Consider the following 25,256-nt stretch of genomic DNA (forward strand, 5'->3'; position numbering starts at 1 on the left):
CAGGAGCATCGTGGCAACTGGCCGAACTCACCGACCGGCGACCCGGAGCCGAGGGATTCCCGAGGCCACCGTCGCCAGGCTTCCGCTGTACCTGCGGGCGCTCACCGCTCTGTCCGAGCGGTCCGTACCCACGGTCTCCTCCGAGGAACTCGCCACCGCGGCGGGCGTCAACTCCGCCAAGCTGCGCAAGGACTTCAGCTACCTCGGCTCCTACGGCACCCGTGGCGTCGGCTACGACGTCGAGTACCTCGTCTACCAGATCTCCCGCGAACTGGGCCTGACCCAGGACTGGCCGGTCGTCATCGTCGGCATCGGCAACCTGGGCGCGGCGCTGGCCAATTACGGCGGGTTCGCCTCGCGCGGCTTCCGGGTCGCGGCGCTGATAGACGCCGACGCGGCGCAGGCCGGGAAGATGGTCGCGGGGCTGCCGATCCGCCACACCGACGAGCTGGAATCGATCATCGCGGACAACCTGGTGTCGATCGGCGTGATCGCCACCCCGGCCGGTGCCGCGCAGGAGGTCTGCGACCGGCTGGTGGCCGCCGGGGTCACCTCCATCCTCAACTTCGCGCCCACCGTGCTGTCCGTGCCGGACGGGGTGGACGTGCGCAAGGTCGACCTGTCGATCGAGCTGCAGATCCTCGCCTTCCACGAGCAGCGCAAGGCGGGCGAGGAACTGGGCGAGGCGGTCGCCACCGCCCGCAAGGCCGTCAAGCGCCCAGGATCGGACGGGGACGTTCCCGCCGTGATGCCTGTATGAGTCTTCTCGTCGTCGGCCTGAGTCATCGCAGCGCTCCGGTGACGGTGCTGGAGCGTGCCGCGCTGACCGAGGACGCCAAGGCCAAGCTGCTCCAGGACACCCTCGCCGCGGAACCGGCCACCGAGGCCGCCGTGCTGGGCACCTGCAACCGCATCGAGCTGTACGCGGAGGTGGACAAGTTCCACGCCGGCGTCGCCGAGCTGTCCACGTTGCTGTCGCTGCACAGCGGTGTCGGCCTGGACGAGCTGACCGAGCACCTGTACGTGCACTACGAGGACCGGGCGGTCCACCACCTGTTCTCGGTGGCCTGCGGCCTGGACTCGATGGTGGTCGGCGAGGGCCAGATCCTCGGCCAGATCAAGGACGCGCTCAGCCTCGGCCAGGAGCTGCACACCGCGGGCCGCGGCCTCAACGACCTGTTCCAGCGGGCCCTTCGGGTCGGCAAGCGGGCGCACAGCGAGACCGGGATCGACAAGGCGGGCCAGTCGCTGGTCACCTTCGGCCTGGACCGGCTCACCGCCGGGATCGGCCAACTGCCGGGCAAGCGCGCCCTGGTGGTCGGCGCGGGCTCGATGTCCTCGCTCGCCGCCACCACGCTGTCGCGTTCCGGCGTGGCCGACCTGGTGGTCGCCAACCGCACCCTGGAGCGCGCCGAGCGACTCGCCGCGCAGCTCGGCGGGCGGGCGGTGCCGTTCGCGGACGTCAGCCGCGAGCTGGTCCGCGCCGACGTCGTCGTGTCGTGTACCGGGGCGACCGGCCTGGTGCTCGACCGGGACGCGGTCGCCGCCGTACTGCCCGAGCGGGCGCCGGACGCCGCGCCGCTCGGCCTGCTGGACCTGGCCATGCCGCGTGACGTGGACGGCGCGGTGCACGACCTGCCCGGCGTCCACCTCGTCGACATCGAGGACCTGGCCGCCGCCTCCGCCGACGCGCCGATGGCCGCCGACGTGGACGCGGTACGGCGTATCGTCTCGTCGGAGGTCGAGGCGTTCGGTGCCGCCCTGCGGGCCGAGCGCATCACGCCGACCGTCGTCGCGCTGCGCACCATGGCCGCCGACGTGGTCAGCGCGGAACTCGCCCGCCTGGACGGGCGCCTTCCCGACCTGGACGACCGGTCGCGCGCGGAGGTCACCCAGACCGTGCGCCGCGTCGTCGACAAGCTCCTGCACGCGCCCACCGTGCGGGCCAAACAGCTCGCGGGCGAGCCCGGCGGCGCCGGGTACGCCGACGCGCTGCGCGAACTGTTCGACCTCGACCCGCAAGCGGTCGCAGCGGTCAGCCGCGCGGACACCGTGGGCCCGAACGACCCGAATCGAGGAACATCATGACCGCGGCGCGGAGCGCCTCCGTCGAGGGCGGTGGCGGGCGACGGGAGGGCGCGGCACCACTGCGGCTCGGTACCCGTCGCAGCAAGCTCGCCATGGCCCAGTCCGGCCAGGTGGCCGACGCGGTGCGGGAGTTGACCGGCCGGTCCGTCGAGCTGGTCGAGATCACCACGTACGGCGACACCTCGCGTGAGGCGCTGGCGCAGATCGGCGGCACCGGTGTGTTCGTCTCCGCGCTGCGCGACGCGCTGCTCGCCGGGGACGTGGACTTCGCCGTGCACTCCCTGAAGGACCTGCCGACCGCCGCGCCCGAGGGCCTGACGCTGGCCGCGGTCCCGCGCCGCGAGGACCCGCGCGACGTGCTGGTCGCCCGCGACGGGCTGACCTTCGAGGAACTGCCCGACGGCGCGCGGGTCGGCACCGGCTCGCCGCGCCGGATGGCCCAGCTGAACGCCTGGGCGCGGCAGTTGGGCCGCCGTATCGAGACCGTCGCGATCCGCGGCAACATCGACACCCGGGTCGGGTACGTCACCTCCGGTGAGCTGGACGCCGTGGTGCTGGCCGCGGCGGGACTGACCCGGATCGGGCGGCTGGAGCCGGTGACCGAGTTCATCGACACCGACGCCGTCCTGCCCGCGCCCGGCCAGGGCGCCCTGGCCGTGGAGTGCGCTGCGCGCGACACCGCGCTGGCCGACGCGCTCGCGCGGCTCGACGACCCGGCGACCCGGGCCGCCGTGACCGCGGAGCGATCCCTGCTCGCCGCCCTGGAAGCCGGCTGTTCCGCCCCTGTGGGCGCGCTCGCCGAGCCCAGCACCCACGGGTCCGGCGCGCACCAAGTAACCGAGCTGCGTCTGCGGGGGGTCGTCGGCACGACCGACGGCACCACGCTGATGCAGATGTCCGCCACCGGCGGCCTTCCGGCATCCCACGACGAGGCGGTGGCCCTGGGCCGCGAACTCGCCGAGGAGATGCTGGCCAAGGGCGCGGCCGGTCTGATGGGGGAGCGAGCACTTTGAGCCCCACCGCCACGCACAAGCCCGTCCAGGGGCACGTCACCTTCCTCGGTGCCGGACCCGGGGATCCCGGGCTGCTGACACTGCGCGCCGTCGAGGCGCTGGCCGACGCGGATGTCCTGGTCGCCGACCCCCGGGTGCTCGACGTGGTGCGCGTGCACGCGCGGGCCGCCGCGGAGGCACCCGAACTCGCGGCGCTGGACGGCGCCGTGGGCGCCGCCGCGCATGCCTCCAAGCTTGTCATGGCGTCCGCGAGCAACGGCAAGCGGGTGGTGCGTGCCGTGGCGGGCGACCCCGGCCTGGACGGCGGCGCCGCCGAGGAGATGCTCGCCTGCGCGCAGGCCGGCATCCCGTTCGAGGTGGTGCCGGGCGTCGCGACCGCGGTGGGCGTGCCGGCGTACGCGGGCGTGCCGATCGGGCAGGACGTGCGGTTCATCGACGCCGCGACCGCGGACACCCGTTGCTGGACCGAGGCGGGTTCCTCCGATGCCACGCTGGTGGTCTCCACCACGCTGGAGTCGGTGGCGGCCACCGCGAGCGAGCTGATCGCCGCGGGCCGCAAGCCGGACACCACCCTCACCGTCACGGTGGCGGGCACCACGACCCGGCAGCGCACCTGGAACGCGACCCTGTCGACGATCGCGGCCGAGCTGAAGGCGGCCCGGGCGCTGCCCGCGGCGGAGCCCGGCCAGGCGGCGATAGCCGTGGTGGGCGAGCGGGCGGCCGGTGAGCCCGGCCAGCTCTCCTGGTTCGAGACCAAGCCGCTGTTCGGCTGGCGGGTGCTGGTGCCGCGCACCAAGGAGCAGGCCGCGTCGCTGTCGGAGCAGCTGCGCTCCTGCGGCGCCGTGCCGCACGAGGTGCCGACCATCGCGGTGGAGCCGCCGCGCACCCCGCAGCAGATGGAACGCGCGGTCAAGGGCCTGGTCACCGGCCGCTACGAGTGGATCGCGTTCACCTCGGTCAACGCGGTCAAGGCGGTCCGCGAGAAGTTCGAGGAGTACGGCCTGGACGCCCGCGCGTTCGCGGGGATAAAGGTCGCGGCGGTCGGCGAGTCGACCGCGAAGTCGCTGATCGAGTTCGGCGTCAAGCCCGACCTCGTGCCGTCCGGCGAGCAGTCGGCGGCCGGGCTGCTGGAGGACTGGCCGCCGTACGACCCGGTCTTCGACCCGATCGACCGGGTGTTCCTGCCGCGCGCGGACATCGCCACCGAGACGCTGGTGGCGGGCCTGATCGAGCTGGGCTGGGAGGTGGACGACGTCACCGCGTACCGCACGGTGCGGGCGTCGCCGCCGCCGGCCGAGACGCGGGAGGCGATCAAGGGCGGCGGGTTCGACGCGGTGCTGTTCACTTCGTCGAGCACGGTACGGAATCTTGTCGGCATCGCCGGAAAGCCGCACAACGTGACCGTCATCGCGTGCATCGGTCCCGCGACGGCGAAGACGGCGGAGGAGCACGGGCTGCGGGTCGACGTGATGGCGCCGGAGCCGTCGGTCCACGCGCTGGCCGAAGCCCTGGCGGACTTCGGCCGCTCCCGCAGGGCCGCGGCCCTGGAGGCGGGCGACCCGGTAACCCGCCCCAGCGAACGCCGCCCCGGCTCCCGCAGGCGAGCCCGAGGCTGAGCGCGGCCCGAAAGGGGCGCCGCGCCCCTTTCCAGCTCACGCGATCGCATGAGCCCCGCAAGGGGCGCGAGGAACTGCGCGACCGGCCACGACGGACCGGCGGATGGCCACTCGCCGTGAGGGTTACGGTGGTTCCAGGACCACCGGCCGGCAGGGGCCGAGCGCGCAGTTCCCCGCGCCCCTTTCCCCTCACGCGATCGCATGAGCCCCTTTTCGAACTCGCGCGATCGCCTCGGCCCCGTCAGGGGCGCGGGGAACTGCGCGACCGGCCCCCACCGAGCCGGCAGCCGGGAGACAACAGTCAGTGGCTCGGCGGGTAGCCGAACAGCAGGGAGAAGGAGAAGCCGCACGATGACCTACGAAGACGGCGGGCCCCTCGTGCCGATCGAGCGTCCGCGTCGCCTGCGGACGACCCCCGCTATGCGGCGGATGGTCGCGGAGACGCGCCTGCACCCGGCCGACCTGATCCTTCCCGCGTTCCTGCGTGAGGGGATCAAGGAGCCGCAGCCGGTCTCCTCGATGCCGGGAGTGTTCCAGCACACCCGTGACAGCCTGCGCAAGGCCGCCGCCGAGGCGGCCGCCGCCGGGGTCGGCGGCATCATGCTGTTCGGCGTGCCGCGGCACAAGGACGCGACCGGATCGGGCGGCACGGACCCCGAAGGGATCCTTCAGGTCGCCATCCGGGACGTGAAGGCGGAGACCGGTGACGCGCTGGTCGTCATGTCCGACCTGTGTCTGGACGAGTTCACCGACCACGGCCACTGCGGCGTGCTGGACGCGGCCGGCCGCGTGGACAACGACGCGACGCTGGAGCGGTACGCGGAGATGGCCCGGGTGCAGGCCGCGGCGGGCGTCGACGTGGTCGGCCCCAGCGGCATGATGGACGGCCAGGTGCGGGTGGTCCGTGACGCGCTGGACGGCGCCGGGCACCAGGACGTGTCGATCCTCGCGTACACCGCCAAGTACGCCTCCGCGTTCTTCGGACCGTTCCGTGAGGCGGTCGACTCGTCGCTGAAGGGCGACCGCAAGACGTACCAGCAGGATCCGGCCAATGCTCGCGAATCCCTGCGGGAGCTGGCGCTGGACCTGGCCGAGGGCGCGGACATGGTGATGGTCAAGCCCGCGTTGCCGTACCTCGACATCCTGCGGCAGGTCGCCGACGCGGTGGACGTGCCGGTGGCTGCCTACCAGGTGTCGGGCGAGTACGCGATGGTGGAGGCCGCGGCGGCCAACGGCTGGGTGGACCGGGACCGGATGATCATGGAGATGCTCGTGGGCGCGCGGCGTGCCGGGGCGGGCATGGTGCTGACGTACTGGGCGACCGAGGTCGCGGAGCGTCTGCGTTCCGACTGACCGGTTCTTGACGCTTGCACAGGTGGGCGGGTCATCGACGAGACGGCACACGGCCGTGCTCGTGCGGTGCCCGCCCTCTGTCGTTGCCGGGTTTCCGCGTTCCGTCGCGGGCGTTCGCCGGGACGACGTTGGCGGATTCGGCCCCCGGGCAGGCGTATGGAGGGCGCATATTCAGCCACCCCGTTAACGTGTGCGGTCAACTCCCCTTTAAAGTACGGGAGTTGTAAGGGTGTTCGGCGGGCAATGCGCATGACGTGGAGTCAGGCGTACGCGGGTGCCCCGGACTCATGTCTCCACGTCGTGCCTTAGCTGGCCGTGTCCGAGCTGGAGGAGCGCATCCCGATGACCACGACGGCGAAGTCGCCCGCCCCGGTCGGCGGGCCGGTGACGGCCCAGGGCCGCCGGTGCGCTCGCTGCGGCTGTGTGCTCAGCGCGTACAACACCGACGAGACGTGCGGTGCCTGCACCCGTGCCGCGCTGCCGCCCGCCGACGAGACGCCGAGGGTGCCCGCCCGGGTGTGGTCCGACCCGGAGATCCGCGAGGCGCTGGCGGCCTGGAACTTCGGCCAGGTCTCCCGCCTGGTCCGGCAGCGCGGGTCGATCCGGCAGGAGGACGTGGCCCAGCTGACCGGCCTGAGCCAGGGGTTCCTGTCCATGCTGGAGTCCGGGGCCCGCCGCCTGACCAGCATCGACCGCATCGTCGACTTCCTCGACGGGCTCGCCGTCCCCGCCGATCTGGTCCGCGTCCCGCGCCGCCGCCCGGTGCCCAGGACCGCACCGGCCGCCGCCGTACCGCGTTCCGCCTCGCTCGCCCCGCCGCCGCGCGGCACGGTGTCGCTGCCCGCGCAACGCACGTCCTCGGTCACGGAGTTGGACTCACGCCGCTCGGACGCGGAGTCGCCGTGGACCGCCGGGCACGCGGTCGCCGCGCTCGCCGACGCCGCCGCCGCGCTGACCTCGGGCGTGGCCTGCGCCGCCGTGCCGAGGCTGCCGGAGCTGACCGGTTACGCGCACCGCTGGGCGACCGCCGGGCCGTGCGACGCCGCCCGCCGCGACGGCGCGGGCGCCGAGGTCGCGCCGGGGCTGTCGGAGCGGCTGCGGGCCACCACGGACGTGCTGCGCGGCATGGACGACGAGCACGGCGGCGGCAGCCTCGCGCCCGCCGCGACCGCCCATCTGGGCGTCGTCGTCGGCCTGTTGCGCGGCGGCAGCTACGACGCGGACACCGGGCGGGAGCTGGCCGCCACGGCCGCCGACGCCGCCCGGCTGGCCGCGTGGTTCCAGGTGGAGTCCGGCCGCCCGGTCGCCGCCTCGATGCGGCTGCTGCTGGCCGCGCTGCGCGTGGCGCACGTCGCCGACGACGCCCGGGTCGGCGCGGGCGTGCTGCTGGGGCTCGCGGTGGGCGCCTGCCGCACCGGGCAGCCGGTGGCGACGGTGGACCTGGCCAGGGCGGCTCGCGAGGGCACCCGGGAGTACGACGCCCCCGCGCTGCACGCCGCGTTGCTGACCTGGGAGGCGCGCGGGCACGCCCGGCTGGGGCGTCGGCGTGAGGCGCTGCGCGCGATGGGGCTCGCCGCCGAACTGTGCGTGCGCGGCCGCGGCACCGAGGAGCCGCAGTGGCTGCTGCCGCTGAGCGAGGGCGACATCCAGGCGCAGGCGGGCAGTTGCCACCTCGACCTCGGCGACCACCGGGAGGCCGCGACCCTGCTGGACCTCGCGGCCGAACGCCTCGGGTCCGGGCGGTCGCGGGCGCGCGGCCTGGCGCTGGCGAGGTCCGCGCAGGCGCGGCTGCGGCTGGGCGATCCGCAGGGCGCGTACGAGACGGCCGGGCAGGCCCTTCAGATCGCCGCGCGGATCCGTTCGGCCAGCCTGGAGGAGCAGGTGCGGCCGCTGACCGAGGCGCTGCCGGGGCTGGCCCAACGACGTCCCCCGGGCCTGGCCGACGCGTAGACTTGGGCCCTCGCAGGGCCCCTTCGCCGACGGGAGGACGACTGGTGGCTGGCGACGCCACGCGCTTCGACGACCCTCCCGCCGAGGTGCTCCAGGAGGCCGCCGCCGCGTTCGGCCTGCTCGCCTCGCCCGCCCGGCTGCACATCGTGTGGGTGCTCTCGCGCGGCGAGTGCGACGTCAGCGGTCTCGCGGAGCGGGTGGGCGGCGCGCTGCCCGCGGTCAGCCAGCATCTGGCCAAGCTGAAGCTGGCCGGTCTGGTGCGCTCCCGGCGTGAGGGCCGCCGGCAGGTCTACTACGTCGACGACCCCGACGTCGTCACCATCGTCCGCCTCATGGTCGGCCAGCTCACCGCGCGCGAGCGGGTGCGCGGGCTGGGCGCGTGAGCCCCCGTGTCACGCAAGTAGCGTGGTGCGGGTGAACGAACGGGCCGGGGCGTCAGTCGTCGGTGTCCTGCGGGGGCTCGGCTCCCGGCCGCGCGGGCTGACCGAGGGCGAGGCCGCGGAACGGCTGGCGTGGGCCGGGGAGAACGTGGTGCGCCCGCTGCCCGCCCCCGGGTGGGCGCCGCGGCTGCTGCGGGCGGCGCGTGATCCGTTCACCGGTGTGCTGTTCGGGCTCGGCGTGGTCTCCGCGCTGGACCGGGCCTGGGGCACGGCCGGGGTCATCCTCGTGCTGGTGGGCGTCAGTTGCGTGCTGCGCGCGTGGGGCGAGATGCGCGCCGACCGGGCCGCGGCGGCGCTGGGGCGGCTGGTGCCGTCGACGGCGACCGTGCGGCGCCGGGCCACCGAGTCCTGCGCGCCGCTCGCCCGCGAGGTGCCGGTCGAGGAGATCGTGCCCGGCGACGTGGTGCAGCTCGCGCCCGGAGACGTGGTCCCGGCGGACGTGCGGCTGCTGCGCTCGCGCGGCTTCACCGTCCACCAGGCCGCGCTCACCGGCGAGTCGGCGCCGGTGCCCAAGTCGCCGGACGCGGCGGACGACGACGGGCGGCTGTGCTTCGCGGGCAGCGACGTGGCCTCGGGCACCGCGTCCGGCGTGGTCACCGCCACCGGCGCGGGGACGGTGCTGGCCGCCACCGGCGAGCCGCCGCGGCGCCGCACCACCGCGTTCGGCCGGGCCGTCAACGGGGTGTCGTGGACGCTGGTGCGCATCATGGCGCTGGCCGTTCCGGTCGTGCTGGCCGTCAACGCGGCTGTGCGCGGCCGGGGCTGGGAGACGCTGCCGTTCGCCGTGGCGGTCGCGGTGGGCCTCACCCCGGAGATGCTGCCGGTCGTGGTGACCGCCGCGTTCGTGCGCGGCGCGCGCGACCTGGCCCACGACGACGGCGTGATCGTCAAGCGGCTGCCCGCGCTGCACGACCTGGGCGCGATGGACGTGCTGTGCACCGACAAGACCGGCACCCTCACCTGCGGCACCCTCGTGGTCGACGCGGCGGCCGGTGACCGGGACGCGGTGGCGTGGGCGGCGCTGGGCAGCCGGTGGCTGCTGGACGGCTCGGACGGGCTGGGCCTCGACGCCGTGGACGAGGCGTTGCTCGCCCACCCGTCGGACGTCCCCGAGCCGTTGTCGCCCGGCCATTCCTGCGTGGACGTCCTGCCGTTCACGCCCGCGCGCCGCCTGTCCACCGTGGTGCTCGCGAGGCCCGACCGGCCCGGCACACGGATGCTGGTCGTCAAGGGCGCGGTGGAGGACGTCCTCGCGCGGTGCGCCGTGGACGAACCGGAACGCGAGGCGCTGCGCCGCAGGGCCGACGCGCTCGCGGGCGGTGGCCTGCGGGTGCTGGCGGTGGCCACCGCCGAACGCCCGTCCCGGGGACGCCCGTTCACCTCCGCCGATGAACGCGGGCTGACCCCGCACGGGCTGGTGGCCCTGCGCGACGAGACCGCACCGGGCGCCCGCGCCGCCCTCGCCGCGCTCACCGCCGCCGGGGTGGAGGTCAAGGTCCTCACCGGCGACCACCCCGGCACGGCCGCCCGCGTCTGCCGGGACCTGGGCCTGGACCTCGGCCCGGGCGCGTGGGACGTCCCCGATGCCGCCTGCGCCCGGGTCCTGACCGGAGACCGCGTCGACACCCTCGACGACGAGGCGCTCGCCGAACTCGCCTCCCGCGCGATCCTGTTCGCCCGCTGCACGCCCGCGCACAAGGCCCGCGTGGTGGACGCGCTGCGCCGGGCGGGCCGGGTCGCCGGCTACCTCGGCGACGGCGTCAACGACCTGCCCGCGCTGCGCGCCGCCGACGTCGGCGTGAGCCCCCGTGACGGCGCCGACGCGGCCCGCGCGGCGGCGGACGTCGTGCTGGCCGCCAAGGACCTGACCTCCATCGGCACGGCGGTCGCCGCGGGCCGCCGCGCCACCGGCAACATCGCCACCTACCTGCGCGTCGCCGTCTCCTCCAACCTCGGCAACGTCATCTCGATGCTGGTCGCGGGCGTGCTGCTGCCGTTCCTGCCGATGCTGCCCGCGCAGGTCCTCGCGCAGAACCTCTGCTTCGACGCGGCCCAACTCGCGTTCGCCTACGACCGCCCCGGCCCCTCGGTACTGCGACGCCCCGCGCGGCTGCGGCCGGAGGCGTTCACCCGCTTCGTCACGCTCTACGGGGTGTTCAACGCGGCGGCCGACCTCGCGACGTTCGGCGTCCTCGCGGTCGTCGCCTCGGGTGAACGCGCCTTCCACGCAGGGTGGTTCACCGAAAACCTCATCACCCAGGCAATGATCATGGTGATGCTGCGGTCCGGTTCCGCGTGGGGAACGGGAGCGGGGACGGGCGGGGGAACGGGGCCGGGGGAGCGGACCGCGTTGCCGAGGCCGCTGCGGATCGCGGTGGCCGCGCTCGCCGCCATCGGGCTGCTGCTGCCGCTCAGCCCGCTCGCCGCGCCGCTACGGCTGCGCGCGCTGCCGCCGCTGTACTACGGGTTGCTGGCCGTCGTCCTCGCCGCGTACGGCGCGGGCCTGGCGCTGGCGTGCCGCCACCGGTCCCGGCGGCGGCACGCCCCATGACGCAGGCGGTGGGGCGTACGGCTCAGCCGCCCGCGCCGTAGCTGAGGTTGGAGCACGGGTCGTCGGCGGCGCTGCGGGCGCTCCCGGCGTCCTTCGACGGCAGTACCGAGGGTGTCGGCCCGGTCGCCGCGGGGGCGCCGCCGCCCGACGGGCCCGTGGTGCCGTTCGCGTAGTCCTGCCCGAGCACCAGGTTGATGCCCGCCGCCGCGGTCGGCTCCAACTGGGCGCCGGGGAACAGCTTCGCCAGCGCCTGCGCGCCCTGGAGGTGTGCGGACCCGTACTCGATCAGCGTCACCTGGTGGTCCTGCTGGGCGGCCGTCGTCGTGCCGGTCACCGTGAAGCCGTCGGCCTGGAGGGCCTGCGCCGCCTTCGCCGCGAGACCGCCCGAGACCGTGCCGTTGTAGACGGCGACGCTGATGCCGGAGCCGTTGACCGCGGCCGCGGTGGGCGCGCTGGACGAGGACGCCGGGGCGGGCTTGCCGTTCTTGCCGCCCTTGCCTCCCGCGTCCTTGCCGTCCAGCGTGCGGTCGGCGCGCAGCGTCGACCACAGGGCGTCCACGTCCGGGTGCACGAGGTCCACGCGCGAGCCGACGTACTTCCACGGCGTGGTGATGAACTGGATGTTCTTCAGGTCGATGCCCTTGAGCGACATCGCGAACGAGATCAGCTTCTCCGCCGAGCCGAGTCCCGGGTCCACGGTCAGCGACTTGGTCGCCGCGTCCGCCAGCGGCAGCAGCGACGTCGGGTTCAGCCCCTGCGACTCGACCTTCTTGATCAGGCTGGACAGGAACGCCTGTTGCCGCTGCATGCGGCCGATGTCCGAGCCGTCGCCGATGCCGTGCCGCAGCCGCACGTAGTCCAGCGCCTTCGTGCCGGAGACGGTCTGGAGGCCCTTGCCGAAGACCAGGTTGCCCTTGTAACCGAGGTTCGGGTCGACGTCGCCCTGGTAGATGTCGTTCGGCACGCACACCTGCACGCCGTTCACGGCGTCCGTCATCGCCGCGAACCCGGCGAAGTTGACGACCATCGTGTGGTCCACCCGCATGCCGGTCAGCTGCTCCACGGTGTTCTGCGTGCAGGCCGGGTTGCCCTTGACCGTGTCGCCCACCGAGAAGGCCGAGTTGAACATCTGGTGGTACGCGGGCTGCGTCCACCGCCCGTTCGGCAGCAGGCACGGCGGAACGGTCACCAGCGCGTCCCGGGGTATCGAGACGCCCACCGCGTGCTTGTTGTCGGAGTAGACGTGCAGCAGGATCGTGGTGTCGCTGCGGCCGATGTCCCCGACGCCGCCCGCGAAGTCGCTGTTGTCCCCGGCGCGCGAGTCGGAGCCGATCAGCAGGATGTTCTGGCCCGCGGAGGAGTCGGCCGGGCGGTTCTTGCTCAGGCCGTTGGCGTCGAACGTCGAGATGTTGCCGTTGAGTTTGAGGTAGATGGCGCCCACCGCGGCGATCACCAGCACGACGACCGAGGCGGTGACGGCCAGCACGAATCTCTTCCGGGTCCGCTTCGGGCGCCCGCGCGCGTCACGACGGCCGGGGCCGCCGCCGCTGTCCGCGCCTCCGGCGCCACCCTGGGCCGGCACGCGCCCCCGCCGGGCAGCGGCCCGTCCGCCCTCCCGGGCGTCACGCACCCCGGTCCGCTGTCCGTGGCTGCCTGTCATCCTCACACCTTCAGTCGCGCGGCTTCCTGACCTGGAAGACGAGTGGGGCCCGGGCTGCGGTTTCCCACTTGCGCAATGTAGCAAGTGTCCGCATTCCCAAGGCGGCGGGTTTCTGTCCTACCGGACCCTCTTACGTGGGTCGGAGGACCGTAGCCCTGGGCCCTTGGAAGATGATTAAAGGCTTGGGGGAGATTAAACCTCGCGTTAACTCAGGCCTCAAGAATGATCTGTTGGTCGGCGGCGAACGTGGTGAACGCGGCCCAGGCGGTCGGGGTGAACGCGAGGGTGGGACCCTGCGGGTCCTTGGAGTCCCGGACGTGGACGAGGGTGGGGCAGGCGGCGACCTCGACGCACTGCCCGCCTTCTTCGCTGCTGTAGCTGGACGTGAACCATCGCGGTGCGCCGTTCATCGCTCTCCTCGGGGTCGGCGATTACGCCTCAGGAAAGGGGTGTTGCGCGGCGAAGCTGGTGAACGCGGTCCAGGCGGTCGGGGTGAACGTCAGCGCGGGCCCTTCGGGGTCCTTGGAGTCGCGGACGTGGACGACGCTCGGGCAGGCGGCGACCTCGACGCAGGCGCCGCCCTGTTCGCTGCTGTAGCTGGACTTGAACCATTGCTGTGCGTCGTTCATCGCTCTCCTAGCAGGCTGTCCAACAGGCCCTTGGTCTCCTCGGGATTGCAGGCCTGGGATCGCAGCATCGCATACTTCCGCGCCAGGATGCTTACCTCGTCCGGGTCGGAGATCAGGTGGCTGCCGCGCTGCGTCTCCGTGTACGCGAGCTGTACGTGTTCGGGGGTTTCCAGCAGCACGAACGAACCCGACAACCCGGCGTGTGTGGTTCGACCTTCGGGCATCACCTGGATCGTGACACCGGGCAGATCTGCGCACGCGCGGAGGTGCGCCAGTTGCTGGCGGTAGACCTCGCCGCCGCCAAGTCGGTCCTTGAGCGTGGCCATGGAGAAGATGAAGCTGGCGGACACCGGTACCTCCCTGTGCAGAACCTCCTGACGCTCCATGCGTGCGGCAACGCGTTCTTCGATCTCCGCATCGCTGAGGATCGGGATCTCGTTGCGGAACACGGCGCGCGCGTAGTTCTCGGTTTGGAGCAGCCCGGGCAGCACCTGGTTCTCGAACCATGACATCGCGACCGCCGTCCGCTCGTAGAGCATGAACTCCTCAGCCCAGACGGGATATCGATCCACCTCCGGCATGTTGTCCGTGGCGACCTCGAACACGCCCTTGGTGTTGAGGACGCGATCGAGTTCGCGGGCCAGATCGGGCAGCAGCGGGCGCCGCCCCTGCTCGATGGACGACATCAACTCCCCGCTGATCGTCACGCGGTTCGCGAGTTCGACCTGTGTGAGCCCGTTGAGGCCCCGGAACAGCGCGACCTGCGCGCCCACGAGCCCCCACGCCGTCGTCGGCTTCTTCCTGCGCTTTCGTTGTGGCTGCATGCCCCATCAACTCCCCACCCGTTTCCCAGCGCACCGTAACCGCACCCGTACGTTGCGTTCGTACGGGTTCCGCAAAACGCGACCCGTACGTGTGATCGGGCGCCGAGCCGCCCAGGGAGTTCGCGCCCCCGGGCGCCGTTTCCACCGCGCACGGGTGGAGCCGCCGGCGCGGCCTAAGCGGTCAAGTCTGGGCCGAAGTACCCCGGCGTGCGGAACAGGCCCGTGAAGGTACCGGGGCCGTGCCGTTCGTCCAACCACGTCCCCAGCGCCGCAGCGTCTCCGCTGATGACGGCAGCGAGGAGGCGCTTGTGGCAGTCCTCCTCTTCCCCAGGAGCGAACTCCGCGAGGAAGCGCGCGTACCGGTGGTTGACGCCCTTCTCGTAGTCGGCGAGGGCCGCCGCGTACCGTGTTCGCTCCGTGTTTCCCGGCACGGCCACCACGCGCCGGGCGTCCTCTTCAGTGAGCCTTCCCGTCACGTCACGGAAGACGAGTGCGTCGAGGACGTCCGACGGCTCCGCCACGTCGAAGCGTTCCGCCGTCTGCCGGGTGATGGAGCGCGCCTCTTTGTCACACACGCCTTCCATGACGATTCCGAGATTGCGGGTGTGGAGGCTTCCGTGTTGGTCGGCCGCCGAGTAGGTCTGTCCGCTTGTGCGGCGGTAGTTGATCCCGTATTGGGTTCGGACGGGTACGCCCGCCACTTCCACGTACCGCCGACGGGACCCGTAGTGGAGGCAGTCATGGGCGTACGCGCGGAGCAGGTCGAGGAGTGCCAGCGCGGGGCGTTCGGGACTCCGCCGTTCCATGGGCCCGTACATGGTGATGACAGCCACCATGTGCAGATGCCGGTATCCCTGGCCCGGGTGGTGGAACCCGCCGAACGCGTCGGCACGGGAGGAGTCGTAGCCGACCAGCACGCGGTCGAGCGGCAGCATCCTCGCCAGCCCGTAGGCCGCGTACCGGCGTCCTGCGATTTCGGCACCGGTGCGGAAGGGAGTGGTGTCGATTCCGTCGGCCGCCCACCGGCTGAGCAGCTCCGGGAGAGGCCGGAACACATGGGCGGGGTGTTTCCTCGTGAGCGAGGAGGCGTCTGCGCGCATGGCCGCGAGTGCGGCCACGGCCCCAGCGCCGATAACGGATTCGTTGGGGCCGAGTTCCGCTAAGCAGGCGTGCCCGACTTGATGAGCTGGACATGTGAATCCTGCATCCCGTCCGGGAGCCCGTCCGGACTGAACCATTTCGCCTCCAGGATCTCGAAGCCGTCGAGCTTGAGAGTTCCACCCACGTGCAATGCCTCGTAGGCGATTTCCATGCGGAGCTTGTAGCCGCTGGTCACCTGGACCAGGCGGCCCGGAAGGACTTCGAGACCGGTTTCTTCGCGGACCTCCCGAACGACGGTGTTCGGGAATTCCTCGCCCTTGACCGCGTAGCCGGTCGGGAGCCCCCACGGCCGCTCTGCGGGCCACATGCGGTGCTTGAGCAGGAGGATTTGGCCTTGTTCGTTTCGCACCACACCCGTCACGCCGACCATGAATTTGGCGTGCGCCAACCACAGGATGCGCCATTGCAGAGGGCCGCGGATGAGTTTCCATACGCCGGCAACGATGCGTTTCATGCCCAACCTTTCCACAGGCAAGCCGGAGGCCTGCGTCAGCTGACTCAACCCGGGCCGCGGGGAGCAGGTCACGCCTGCGGGCGGGACAGGCACGCTCACCGGTGGTCCGCCGAGAGGTGACGGTGCAACCTCACGTCGCAGTCACTGCGCTTGCTCGCGTCACCGTTCACCCGCGCCCGGCCCCGCTCCATGGCGATCTTTTCGCAGTATGCGCAACCCGGTACCGGCCTCGGCCCGTCATCCGGCCCCAGAGGCAAGGCCGTTGGATCGCTCGGATTGGTTCGCGGCTCGCGCATGAAGGCCCCTTCGCGTCGTCTGGATCAGGACCACGCTAGGGACGACCGGGTCTCAACTCACAGCGGATTGCACACGATTGCGGGTGAGTCAGACAAGCGAATCCCGTGCCTTGGCCAGCAGCACACGTGCCCTGCCCCCGTATACCGCCATCCCTGCCAGCGTGGCGAAAGTGTCGGCGTATGCCTTGATCTCGCTGGGTTCCGTGATCGTGAGATAGCCGGACACCAGCTCGACGTTCACCTGTGCGGAGTCGAAGATCCAGAAGCCTTCCACCGGCATGCGCACCCGGCCGAGACGAACGGGGACCACCCCTACGCTGACATTCGGCAGACCCGCGACCGCCAGCAGGTGGTCGAGCTGTTCCGCTTGAGTGTCCGCGTTGCCCAGGCCGTTGCCCAGCACTGATTCCTCCACAAGGAACGCGAAGCGCCGCCGTCCTTCACGCAACACGCTCTGACGTTCCATCCGGGCGGCCACCGCATCGGCGACGTCATCAATGGCGACCCGCCTGCGCTGGACAGCGCGCAACACGTCCTCCGTGTAGCCGAAGGTCTGAAGGAGCCCAGGCAAGAGCCCCGGCGAGTACGCACGGAACCACCGGGTTCGCTCGTACAGCGGCAAGCGGGCTTCCTGTGGCCGACGAAGACCCGCGCGCTCCATGCGACGCCAGGACACCCACATCTCGTCCACGGCCCGCAGAGAGGCAATCAAGTCGTCCGTCTGGTCCTGTGCCCCGCACGCTTGGCACCACGCCCGGATGTCGTCCGCGCTGGGCTGTGTCTTTCCCGTCGAGATCCGGGACACCTTGGACGGATGCCAGCCGCACAGTGCGGCGACTTGCCGCCCTTCCAGCCCCGAGTCCGTGACCAACTCCCTCAGCCGACCGGCCAGGGCTTGCCGGGCTCGCTGGACGCTGGATGACGCTGATCGGGGCATGGCGGATCAGACCGGCCTGTACTCCTCATGCGGCACAGCGCGCTTCCACACCAACTCGAACGCGGACGAGACGAGTTGGACGACTTCCGGCTCTGTTCTCCACTCTCGGTCGACCACCTCCCCGACTCCGGAGAAATGCGTGAACAGGACTGCTTCGCCGTCGAACATCCACAGGTCGGTGCCGGGCAGCGGAATGTCGGCGGCCTGGCGTCGCGGCAGCCAGCGCACCAGTTCACCCGCCACCACGTTCGGGAACGTCACGTCGTACTCGTACCGGATGTAGTCCGTCACCGGCTCCGACACGATCCGCGCCCGCCGCATGGCCACACCGCGCGCCCTCGTCTCCACCACCACGTCGAGGAACGGCCGCCACCACGTCGAGCGCTCGGCCTCACGGTCCAGGCGCTTGCCGTTCTGCCACGCGAGGAATTCGGGGTCGCCGGGCTGGTAGGTGTCGCGCATCTCCAGGTGCACGGCGGAGTGCCGGGCTTTCGCCAGGCTCTCGAGCACGGGGTTCGTCATCGTCCTACTCGCTGTCGGGAGCCGGCAGGTACCGCCGCATGACCTGGGGCAGCCTGATGATCACCTCGTGATCCGGAACCTCCGTGCTGTGACCGGGGATCGACCCGATCTCCTGGCATGCCTTCACCTCTTCTTCCGTGGCGCGGTACGACTGGATCAGCAGATCCCCACTGTCCTCGTCCAGCCAGATCGTCGGCGAGTCCGTGTCAGGGGTGTTCGGAATGATGCCCAGGAAACGTAAGCGCATGGCCACTCCCAGCGTCGATCCGGTTGCAGCGGATTGCTCGAGCGTCACCCGGTATGCCTCCACGGTCAAGAGGACCTTGTTGTCGGGGCGTTGACCCAAAGCCGACAGGCCCGCCCCCGCCCGACCCGTACGTGTGATCGGGTCACGGGTCCCCTCTGGCTCACGATGCGAGTTCCAGCAACACGGCGGCCAGTTCCGTGGGCATGGTGATCATGCAGTCGTGTCCGGTCGGCAGCTCTCGTGTGCGGGCGGGGGAGCCGTTGGGCTGGGTGGCGGGGACGGGGCGTCGCACGATGCCTTCCGGCTTTGTGCCGACGCAGTGGATGTGGGTGCGGGGGATCGCGTTCGCGGCGGGGTTGTCCAGCCGGGCCGGTTGCTGGAGGCAGCGCACCGGGTGGTCGGAGAGCATCGAGCGGAGCCACGCGGCGTCCGCCGGGTCGGTGACCCCGAACAGGCCGAACGGCGGCGGCAGTTCCGGCAGGGGCGGGATGCGCCAGGGCGTGTCGGTGCGGGCGGCCAGGTCGATCAGGTTCTGGGTCACGGGCTGCACGTCGACCGCGGTCTCGCCGTGCTCCGGGACCATCGCGTCGAGGTACACGAGGTGGGCGACGCGCTCCGGTATCTCGTTGGCCACGGACGAGACGACCAGTCCGGCGTAGCTGTGGCCCACGAGCACGACGTCGTTCAGGTCCTTGTCGTGGACCAGTTCCAGGATGTCCTCGACGTGCGTGTCGAGCCCTACCTCCGGGCCGAGCAGGTGTGCCTTGTCGCCGTAACCCGTCAGCGAGGGAGTGAGCACGCGGTGCCCTGCCGACGTGAGCAGCGGGGACACCCGCTCCCAGCACTGGCCGCTGTGCCAGGCGCCGTGGACCAGGATGAACGTTGACATGAGGGAACCCTTCGGGAGGTCGGAGCACGGCAACGCGCCGGTTCCTGTTCGTGCCTCGGTACTCTTCAGGAACCGGAATCATCGTGCTGCGCCTGACGCACTCCGATCAATAAGGCACATTTCGGTGCCCCGGTTCTCTGGAGGTAACCATGAGCGACACAGCGGACGGCGGGCCGGCCTCCGAGGAGCCGTGCCGGGCGCGCGAGGTACTGGGCATGGTCGGCGACAAGTGGTCGCTGCTGATCGTGCGCCACCTCAGCGAGGGGCCGCGTCGCTTCACCGAGCTCAAGCGCAGCGTCGAGGGGATCAGTCAGCGCATGCTCACCGTCACCCTGCGCGGCCTCGAGCGGGACGGCATCCTCACGCGGACCGTCCGCAACGTCATGCCGCCGCACGTCAGTTACGAGCTCACGCCGATGGGCAGGTCTCTGCGCGAAGCCACCGCGCCCCTGCTGGAGTGGAGCACCGCGCACCTGGCGCGCATCGGCGCCGCTCGCGCCGCCTACGACGCCCGCCCGGACGCCCCGCCGGCCTGACCCTCGCCGGGCTTCCTGGCTCCCGCGGCCCGCCCGTGCTGCGGCCCGCCCGTGCTGCGGCCCGCCCGTGCTGCGGCCCGCCTCCGCGAAGGTGGCGCCGGGGCGCGCCCGCGAGAGCCGCTACCCGTTCTTCCCCATGCGGGCCGCGCGCTCGGCGGCGTGGAACTCCCAGGGCGGCGTGGGCAGTACGTCGCCCGTCTCCAGGAACGTCTTGAGGTTGGCGAGCACCGTGGGCCAGCCCTGCCCGATCGCCTCCCGGTCGGCTGCCGAACGGAAGCGGGTCTGCGTGAGCGTGAGCTTCACGATGTCGCGGTACGGCTCGATCTCGAACGTCACCACGCTCTGCTCGGCCGCGGGGGCGTCGGCGTCGTGGGGAGCGCCGAAACCGAACGACAGGCGGCGCGGTCGGTCCACCTCCGTGACCGTCCCGGCCGCGTCGGCGATGCCGGAACCGTCGGCCCGCACGTGTTCGACCCGGCTGCCGACGCTCCAGTCCGAGACCTGTGCGTGACCCCAGAACCTCGCGGTGATGTCCGGGTCGGTGAGCGCTCGCCACACCTGCTCCGCCGTGGCGTGGATGTAGGTCGTGTAGACGTAGTCGGGGATCGTCCCTGCGTGATCGGCCTCGGACATCGTGTTCTCCTCCGCGCGATTCCTGATCGTTTCGAGTGCCGCGAGACGCGGCTCCTCGAACTTCCGGATCCAGCGGGTCTGGATCCGGTGAATGGGCACCGGGTTCAGGTAGTGGAGCTTGCGCCGGCCGTCCCGCACCGAGGTCACGAGATTGGCGGCCTCCAGGATTTCGAGGTGCTGGCTGACCGACTGGCGGCGCATGTCGAGGCCCTCGCAGAGTTCGCCGAGGGTCAGCCCCGCGCGCTCGCGCAGCATGTCCAGCAGGCGACGCCGCCCGGGGTCGGCCAGCGCCTTGAACACCGTGTCCGGTTCCATGGCCTCATTATGCAGGCATTCACCTGCATGTGCCAGCGGGGCTTCGGCGGTCGTCAGCGGCCCGGCCGCGTCGTGCGACCCGGAGGGGCCGACCTCGCGGGCTGACTGGGTGCGGCTACAGGTTGTTGACGAGCAGATTGACCGCGAACGCGAAGCGGTCCGGGCCCGTGCCGGAGATCAGGTCGGCGGCGTGGCGCTGGGTGTGCGGGAACTGCTCGACCGGCAGCGCGGTGAAGCGCTCCAGCAACTCGTCCTGGCCGAGCACCCACTCCTGGTCCGGGCGCTTGCGCCGCTGCTGGACCACCGACTGCTCCAACGCGTAGGCGCTGACGTAGAGGGAGAGCGCGTCGCGGGCCCAGGCGGCCGTCCTCGGGGCGACGCCGCCCGCGAGCAGGATCGCCAGGATTCCTTCGCCGACCCGCAGCGTGTCCAGGTTGGTCGGCACCACGGCCAGCGCGGCGCGTGAGACCCCGGGGTACTTCAGGTACAGGTCGCGGATCTGCGTGCAGACCCCGAGCAGCTGCTCGCGCCAGGCGGCCGGGTCCGGCTCGGGGAGCGCGACCTCCGCGTAGAGCCTGCCGATCAGCAGCTCGTCGATGTCGTCCTTGTTGACGATGTGCGCGTACAGCGACGACGGGCCGGTGCCGAGCACGGCGGCGACACGGCGGATGGTCAGCGCGTCGTACCCCTGCGTGGCGACGACTTCCAGGGCGGCGTCGGTGATCCGCTCGACGGTGATCGGCTTCTTGCGCGGCACCGGTGCGGCGGCGGCCTCCGCGGCGGGCTGGGCGTGGCGGGCGGCGCGGCGCTTGCGGGGATCGTCGGGCATGCCGGCCACTATAGCTTGACACGATCTAAGTTCGGTGCGTAGAACTTAGATCGTCAATACGAACAATGTTCGTACCATGGTCGTGCAGAAGTGTTCTGGAGGTGGTGGGTGATGCGCGTTTCCGTCGTCGGGGCCGGGCTGGGAGGTCTGGCGCTCGCGCAGGGGCTGCGGGGTGCCGGGATCGAGGCCGACGTGTTCGAGCGCGATCCGGGGATCGTGGCGCGGTTCCAGGGCTACCGGCTCGTGCTGGACCCGACCGGCTTCCAGGCGGTGCGCGACTGCCTGCCGACGCGCTGGCACCCGTTGCTGGACGAGATCGTCATGGACGCCTCCGCCGGGCAACTGGTCCTGGACCCGCGGCTGAACGAGATCGGCAGGCTCGGCGGCGGCCGCACCGGCATCGTGGTCGACCGGCAGGTGCTGCGGCACCTGCTGCTGACCGGCCTCACCGTGCACACCGACGCCGCGCTGACCGGCTACGAGGTACTGGCGGGCGGCGGCGTCCGGGCCCGGTTCGCCCGCCGCGAACCGGCCACCGCCGACCTGCTCGTCGGCGCGGACGGCGTCACCTCCGCGGTCCGCGGGGTGCTGTCGCCGCGGACCGTCCCGACCGACACCGGCGTGCGGTTCGTCATCGGCCGTACCCCGCTGACCGACGAGTTCGCCGGCCTGTCCAGGGCCTACGGCTCGAAGATCGCGGGCGACGGCGTCAGCCTGCTGCTCGGCGCGATGCGCTTCCGTACGCCGCCGAAGCAGGCCGCCGAGCAGCTGGCCCCCGACGTCACGCTGCCCGACATCGGCGACTACGTGCGCTGGGCCATGATCCTTCCGCCGAACGGCTCGCTGGGGAACCTGAGCGCGCAGGACGCCGTGCTGTCCCGGATGGAGGGCTGGCACCCCGAGCTGCGCGCGCTGATCGAGCAGGCCGACCCGGACAACAGCACGCTGCTGTCCATCCGGGTGGTCGAGCCCGGTGAACGCTGGGCGCCCGGCCCGGTCACGCTGCTCGGCGACGCGATCCACGCCACCTCCCCGACCGGCGGCAACGGTGCCAACACCGCGTTGCGTGACGCCGACCTGCTGCGCCGCCGTCTGATCGAGGCCGAGGCAGGCCGCCAGGATCTGTTCGACGCGGTCGGTGACTACGAGCGGGAGATGTTCGCGTACGGGGCCCAGGCCGTGCGTAGCAGCCTGGAGAAGCTGCCCGCCTTCGCCCCCGGAGTGAAACCCTCCTGAGGAACGCCCGCCCGGTCACCGCCTGGGGGATCATGGAACGGCACGATCCGACCGAGGGCGCGGGACGGCAACTGGCGTCAGGCCAGACCGCTTTCGCGGCCTCCGCTAGTGGGACGGGAAACCGCATGCCTCTCAACGGCGAGTACGAGCCGAGCCCGGACACGTTCGTCAGCGACCAGGTCGCGCTGTACGAACGTTCCGGCGGCACCGAGGGAACGACCTTGCAGGGCAAGCCCGTCGTGGTCCTCACCAGCCTGGGCGCCAAGAGCGGGAAGGTCCGCAAGACGCCGCTGATGCGCGTCGAGCACGACGGCTCGTACGCCCTCGTGGCCTCGCAGGGCGGCGCGCCCAAGCACCCGACCTGGTACTTCAACCTCGTCGCCCACCCGGTGGTCGAGTTGCAGGACGGGCCCGTGCGGCGCGACATGCGGGCCCGCGTGGTCGAGGGCGCCGAGCGGGACGCGTGGTGGGCGCGGGCGGTCGAGGCGTGGCCGGACTACGCGGAGTACGTGAAGAAGACGGACCGCGTGATCCCGGTCTTCGTCCTCGAACCGGTGGGCGACGCGGGCTGAGTCAGCTCGCGGGTTCGCCCGCCCAGCGGCGCAGCGTGGCGTCGAGGCCGTCCGCCGACGTGTCGTCCGCGGCCCAGGCGATCACGCCGTCGGGGCGGACCAGCACGCCGGTCGGCGTCCCGGGGCCGTCGGCCACCGTGGTGACCCGGCCCGCCCAGGGCGCGGCGATGCGGGCGAACGCGCCGTCCGGCGTGCGGTCGAGCAGCAGGAAACCGCCGTCGTGGCCGTGGTCGACCAGCCGCGAGCCGTCGTTCAGCCGCGCATCGGGCAGGTAGCGGCCGGTCAGCGGGTGGTCGCCGGGCAGGGCGAGGCGCTGGGTGACGCCCCAGATCTGCTTGACGGCGTACGTCGCGCCCTCGCCGGTGGCCAGCAGGTCGGCGACGACCGTGCGCAGCGCGGTGGACTGCGCGTCGCCGCGCAGCACGCCGATCTGGGCGCGCGTCCAGTCCAGCACCCAGGCGCCGAGGGGGCGGCGCTCGGCGTCGTAGGTGTCGAGCAGTTCCTCGCCCGACCGCCCGGCGACCACGGCGGCGAGCTTCCAGCCGAGGTTCATCGCGTCGCCGACCCCGAGGTTGAGGCCCTGGCCGCCGAACGGCGGGTGCACGTGCGCGGCGTCCCCGGCCAGCAGCACCCGGCCCAGGCGGTAGTCGGAGGCCTGGCGGGCGTTGTCGCTCCAGCGGGCCGCGCCGCCGCCGCGCAGCGCGGTCAGGGTGACGTCGGTGCCGGAGACCCGCCGCAGGCTCTCCTGCACGTCCTCCAACGTGACCGGGGCCGAGCGGTCGTCCGGGACGCGGCCGAACTCGGCGGTGATCACGCGGCCGGGCTGCGGCCCGTAGCGGTAGACGCCGTGCGCCGACCACGTCCAGCCGTCGGCGAGCTTGCCGGGGTCGGCGATGTCGGCGAGCGCCACGTAGCCGGTCAGCTCGGGGTCGGTGCCGGGGAAGCCGATGCCCGCGAGGCGGCGCACGGTGCTGCGCCCGCCGTCGCACCCGGCCAGCCAGCCGGTGCGCACCGTGCCGTCGGTGGTGCCGACGAGCACGGCGTCGCCGGTGTCCTCCAGCGCGGTGACCTCGACGCCACGGATCACCGGGACGCCGAGCCGCTCGACGTGGGCGGCGAGCAGCGCCTCCAGCTCGCGCTGCGGCACCATGCGCGCGCCGTCGAGCGCGGCGTGCCCGGCGAAGTCGGGGTCGGACCAGTCCACGAGGCCGGGGTCGAGGACCAGCCCGGCGAAGTGCCCGGTGAACCGCGGCACCCCGCCGGGCTTGCGGCCGCCGCCCGGCCGGGGGAAGGACCCCGCGCGCTCCAGCACCTCCCGCTGCACCTGCTCGGCGGCGGCCAGCAGCCCGCGGCGGTCGAGCGCGGCGGCCGTCGTCACGTTGATCGAGGCCGCCTTCATCCCCTCGTCCGGCTCGGCCAGCCGCTCGATCACCTGCACCGACACCCCGGCGAGCGCCAGCTCGGCGGCCAGCACGAGGCCCACCGGCCCGGCGCCGACCACGGTCACGTCCCTGTCCTGCGTCACTCGCGTAGTCACGAACACTGTTCTATGAACGAACGGCGTTCGTGTCAAGTCGAACACCCCGCCGACGCCGCCCGGCGAGCCATCCCGGGGCCCTCCCACCGGGGGCGCGCCCGGCCGCCGGAAAACCTCGGGTGTCGGCGCCGAGCGCGCGCCTAGGATCGCCCGCATGGCGCTGCGACCTGTTCAGGTGAACTTCAAGGCGCTCGACTGCGAGGCGGTCGGGCATTTCTGGGCGGACGCGCTCGGGTGGGGTGTCTCCAGCGAAGGGCCCGGCGTGATCAACGTCGAACCCGGCGGCGGCTTCGTCTGGCCCGACCCGGCCGCCCTCTGCGTCGACGTCGTCGCCGTACCGGAACCGAAGACGGCCACGAAGAACCGCGTGCACCTCGATCTCGCCACCACCTCCGCCGCTCACCAGACGCAGCTGGTCGCCCGCCTGAAGGCGCTCGGCGCGACGCCCGCCGACGTGGGCCAGGGCGACGACGTGCCGTGGACGGTCCTCGCCGACCCCGAGGGGAACGAGTTCTGCGTGCTGGAGCCCCGGGAGACCTACCGGGACACCGGGCCGATCGCCGCCGTGGTGGTCGACTGCGTGGATCCGCGTGCCATGGCCCGGTTCTGGGGTGAGGCGACGGACTGGGACGTGCGCGAAGTGGCCGACGATCACGCGGTGTTGCGGTCCGCGCGGGGCGTCGGACCGTATCTGGAATTCCTCCGCAAGCCCGAGCCGAAGACCGTGCCGGACCGCGTCCACCTCGACCTGATGCCGTACCCGGGTGATGACAGGACCGCGGAGGTCGCCCGGCTGCGGGGGCTCGGCGCCACCGATCTCGACCTGGGGCAGGGCGACGTGCCGTGGACGTGCCTGGCGGATCCGGAGGGCCACGAGTTCTGCGTCCTGGGCCGCTCCTCCTGAGAAGGCGGGGCCCCGTCCCGCCACTTCAACGTATAGCTGACCGGGGGCCTTGCGGCAAGGCCCC

At 72.3% G+C, this 25,256-nt stretch carries 25 protein-coding genes; 12 read left to right on the plus strand and 13 right to left on the minus strand.

The window, feature by feature from the left end; translation table 11 throughout:
• The first annotated feature begins 10 nt into the window (after positions 1–10).
• The 8 genes from K7472_RS30480 to mgtA all read left to right on the plus strand — a co-directional run bounded on the left by K7472_RS30480 (position 11) and on the right by mgtA (position 11,011).
• On the plus strand, positions 11–760 hold the full coding sequence (locus K7472_RS30480) for a redox-sensing transcriptional repressor Rex (RefSeq protein ID WP_222982210.1): 750 nt from the start codon (positions 11–13) through the stop codon (positions 758–760).
• Positions 757–2,088, plus strand: coding sequence for a glutamyl-tRNA reductase (locus K7472_RS30485; protein ID WP_222982212.1), 1,332 nt, complete (start codon positions 757–759; stop codon positions 2,086–2,088). The genes K7472_RS30480 and K7472_RS30485 overlap by 4 nt, the downstream gene beginning before the upstream one ends.
• A complete protein-coding gene (hemC, locus tag K7472_RS30490) occupies positions 2,085–3,101 on the plus strand; it encodes a hydroxymethylbilane synthase (RefSeq protein WP_222982214.1) in 1,017 nt (338 codons plus the stop codon). The genes K7472_RS30485 and hemC overlap by 4 nt, the downstream gene beginning before the upstream one ends.
• Positions 3,098–4,717, plus strand: coding sequence for a bifunctional uroporphyrinogen-III C-methyltransferase/uroporphyrinogen-III synthase (locus tag K7472_RS30495; protein WP_222982216.1), 1,620 nt, complete (start codon positions 3,098–3,100; stop codon positions 4,715–4,717). The genes hemC and K7472_RS30495 overlap by 4 nt, the downstream gene beginning before the upstream one ends.
• Before the next feature lie 351 nt (positions 4,718–5,068).
• Positions 5,069–6,070 carry a porphobilinogen synthase gene (gene hemB / locus K7472_RS30500; protein ID WP_222982218.1) on the plus strand — a complete coding sequence of 334 codons (1,002 nt, stop codon included), beginning with the start codon at positions 5,069–5,071 and terminating at the stop codon, positions 6,068–6,070.
• A 342-nt stretch (positions 6,071–6,412) separates the two neighbouring features.
• Positions 6,413–8,020 (plus strand): helix-turn-helix domain-containing protein, encoded by a 1,608-nt coding sequence (locus tag K7472_RS30505; RefSeq protein ID WP_222982220.1) that lies wholly within the window; start codon positions 6,413–6,415, stop codon positions 8,018–8,020.
• 41 nt (positions 8,021–8,061) lie between these two features.
• Entirely contained in the window at positions 8,062–8,403 is a 342-nt protein-coding gene (locus K7472_RS30510; protein WP_372458136.1) for an ArsR/SmtB family transcription factor, read from the plus strand.
• Positions 8,404–8,434: 31 nt separating this feature from the next.
• A complete protein-coding gene (gene mgtA / locus K7472_RS30515) occupies positions 8,435–11,011 on the plus strand; it encodes a magnesium-translocating P-type ATPase (protein ID WP_308014160.1) in 2,577 nt (858 codons plus the stop codon).
• Between the two features lie 22 nt (positions 11,012–11,033).
• Here mgtA and K7472_RS30520 read toward each other — a convergent pair whose 3' ends face one another.
• From K7472_RS30520 to K7472_RS30565, 10 genes are all read right to left on the minus strand, one after another.
• Positions 11,034–12,497: an LCP family protein gene (locus K7472_RS30520; protein ID WP_443729200.1), complete on the minus strand. Its 1,464-nt coding sequence runs from the start codon at positions 12,495–12,497 to the stop codon at positions 11,034–11,036.
• Between the two features lie 383 nt (positions 12,498–12,880).
• Positions 12,881–13,081, minus strand: a complete 201-nt coding sequence (locus K7472_RS30525; protein ID WP_222982228.1) for a DUF397 domain-containing protein — start codon at positions 13,079–13,081, stop codon at positions 12,881–12,883.
• 21 nt (positions 13,082–13,102) lie between these two features.
• Positions 13,103–13,300, minus strand: coding sequence for a DUF397 domain-containing protein (locus K7472_RS30530; RefSeq protein ID WP_222982230.1), 198 nt, complete (start codon positions 13,298–13,300; stop codon positions 13,103–13,105).
• Positions 13,297–14,124: a helix-turn-helix domain-containing protein gene (locus K7472_RS30535; RefSeq protein WP_222982232.1), complete on the minus strand. Its 828-nt coding sequence runs from the start codon at positions 14,122–14,124 to the stop codon at positions 13,297–13,299. Before K7472_RS30535 ends, K7472_RS30530 begins: the two co-directional genes overlap by 4 nt.
• Positions 14,125–14,297: 173 nt before the next feature.
• On the minus strand, positions 14,298–15,224 hold the full coding sequence (locus K7472_RS30540; RefSeq protein WP_222982233.1) for a hypothetical protein: 927 nt from the start codon (positions 15,222–15,224) through the stop codon (positions 14,298–14,300).
• Between the two features lie 59 nt (positions 15,225–15,283).
• On the minus strand, positions 15,284–15,739 hold the full coding sequence (locus tag K7472_RS30545) for an NUDIX domain-containing protein (protein ID WP_222982234.1): 456 nt from the start codon (positions 15,737–15,739) through the stop codon (positions 15,284–15,286).
• Positions 15,740–16,123: 384 nt separating this feature from the next.
• Complete coding sequence (locus K7472_RS30550) at positions 16,124–16,972, minus strand: helix-turn-helix domain-containing protein (protein ID WP_222982236.1); 849 nt, start codon at positions 16,970–16,972, stop codon at positions 16,124–16,126.
• 6 nt (positions 16,973–16,978) lie between these two features.
• Entirely contained in the window at positions 16,979–17,494 is a 516-nt protein-coding gene (locus K7472_RS30555) for a DUF6879 family protein (protein WP_222982238.1), read from the minus strand.
• 4 nt (positions 17,495–17,498) lie between these two features.
• Entirely contained in the window at positions 17,499–17,741 is a 243-nt protein-coding gene (locus K7472_RS30560; protein ID WP_222982270.1) for a hypothetical protein, read from the minus strand.
• 160 nt (positions 17,742–17,901) lie between these two features.
• Positions 17,902–18,630: an alpha/beta hydrolase gene (locus tag K7472_RS30565; RefSeq protein ID WP_222982240.1), complete on the minus strand. Its 729-nt coding sequence runs from the start codon at positions 18,628–18,630 to the stop codon at positions 17,902–17,904.
• 149 nt (positions 18,631–18,779) lie between these two features.
• On the opposite strand from K7472_RS30565, the gene K7472_RS30570 reads away from it, so the two are divergent.
• Positions 18,780–19,166 carry a winged helix-turn-helix transcriptional regulator gene (locus K7472_RS30570; RefSeq protein WP_222982242.1) on the plus strand — a complete coding sequence of 129 codons (387 nt, stop codon included), beginning with the start codon at positions 18,780–18,782 and terminating at the stop codon, positions 19,164–19,166.
• A 120-nt stretch (positions 19,167–19,286) separates the two neighbouring features.
• On the opposite strand, the gene K7472_RS30575 is transcribed toward K7472_RS30570, so the two are convergent.
• Together K7472_RS30575 and K7472_RS30580 are read right to left on the minus strand one after the other, a co-directional pair.
• On the minus strand, positions 19,287–20,114 hold the full coding sequence (locus K7472_RS30575; protein ID WP_222982244.1) for an ArsR/SmtB family transcription factor: 828 nt from the start codon (positions 20,112–20,114) through the stop codon (positions 19,287–19,289).
• Positions 20,115–20,229: 115 nt separating this feature from the next.
• Complete coding sequence (locus K7472_RS30580; RefSeq protein WP_222982246.1) at positions 20,230–20,943, minus strand: TetR/AcrR family transcriptional regulator; 714 nt, start codon at positions 20,941–20,943, stop codon at positions 20,230–20,232.
• A gap of 111 nt (positions 20,944–21,054) precedes the next feature.
• Between K7472_RS30580 and K7472_RS30585 the strand changes: the two genes are divergently transcribed.
• Entirely contained in the window at positions 21,055–22,179 is a 1,125-nt protein-coding gene (locus tag K7472_RS30585; RefSeq protein WP_222982248.1) for an FAD-dependent oxidoreductase, read from the plus strand.
• A gap of 125 nt (positions 22,180–22,304) precedes the next feature.
• Positions 22,305–22,751 (plus strand): nitroreductase family deazaflavin-dependent oxidoreductase, encoded by a 447-nt coding sequence (locus K7472_RS30590; protein ID WP_222982250.1) that lies wholly within the window; start codon positions 22,305–22,307, stop codon positions 22,749–22,751.
• 1 nt (position 22,752) lies between these two features.
• Here the strand turns inward: K7472_RS30590 and K7472_RS30595 are convergent, their stop codons facing one another.
• Positions 22,753–24,288 carry an FAD-dependent oxidoreductase gene (locus tag K7472_RS30595; protein ID WP_308014161.1) on the minus strand — a complete coding sequence of 512 codons (1,536 nt, stop codon included), beginning with the start codon at positions 24,286–24,288 and terminating at the stop codon, positions 22,753–22,755.
• A 154-nt stretch (positions 24,289–24,442) separates the two neighbouring features.
• Between K7472_RS30595 and K7472_RS30600 the strand changes: the two genes are divergently transcribed.
• Positions 24,443–25,192, plus strand: a complete 750-nt coding sequence (locus K7472_RS30600) for a VOC family protein (RefSeq protein WP_222982254.1) — start codon at positions 24,443–24,445, stop codon at positions 25,190–25,192.
• Positions 25,193–25,256: the final 64 nt, after the last annotated feature.

The sequence above is a fragment of the Streptantibioticus parmotrematis genome (assembly GCF_019890615.1).
Classification (GTDB): domain Bacteria; phylum Actinomycetota; class Actinomycetes; order Streptomycetales; family Streptomycetaceae; genus Streptantibioticus_D; species Streptantibioticus_D parmotrematis.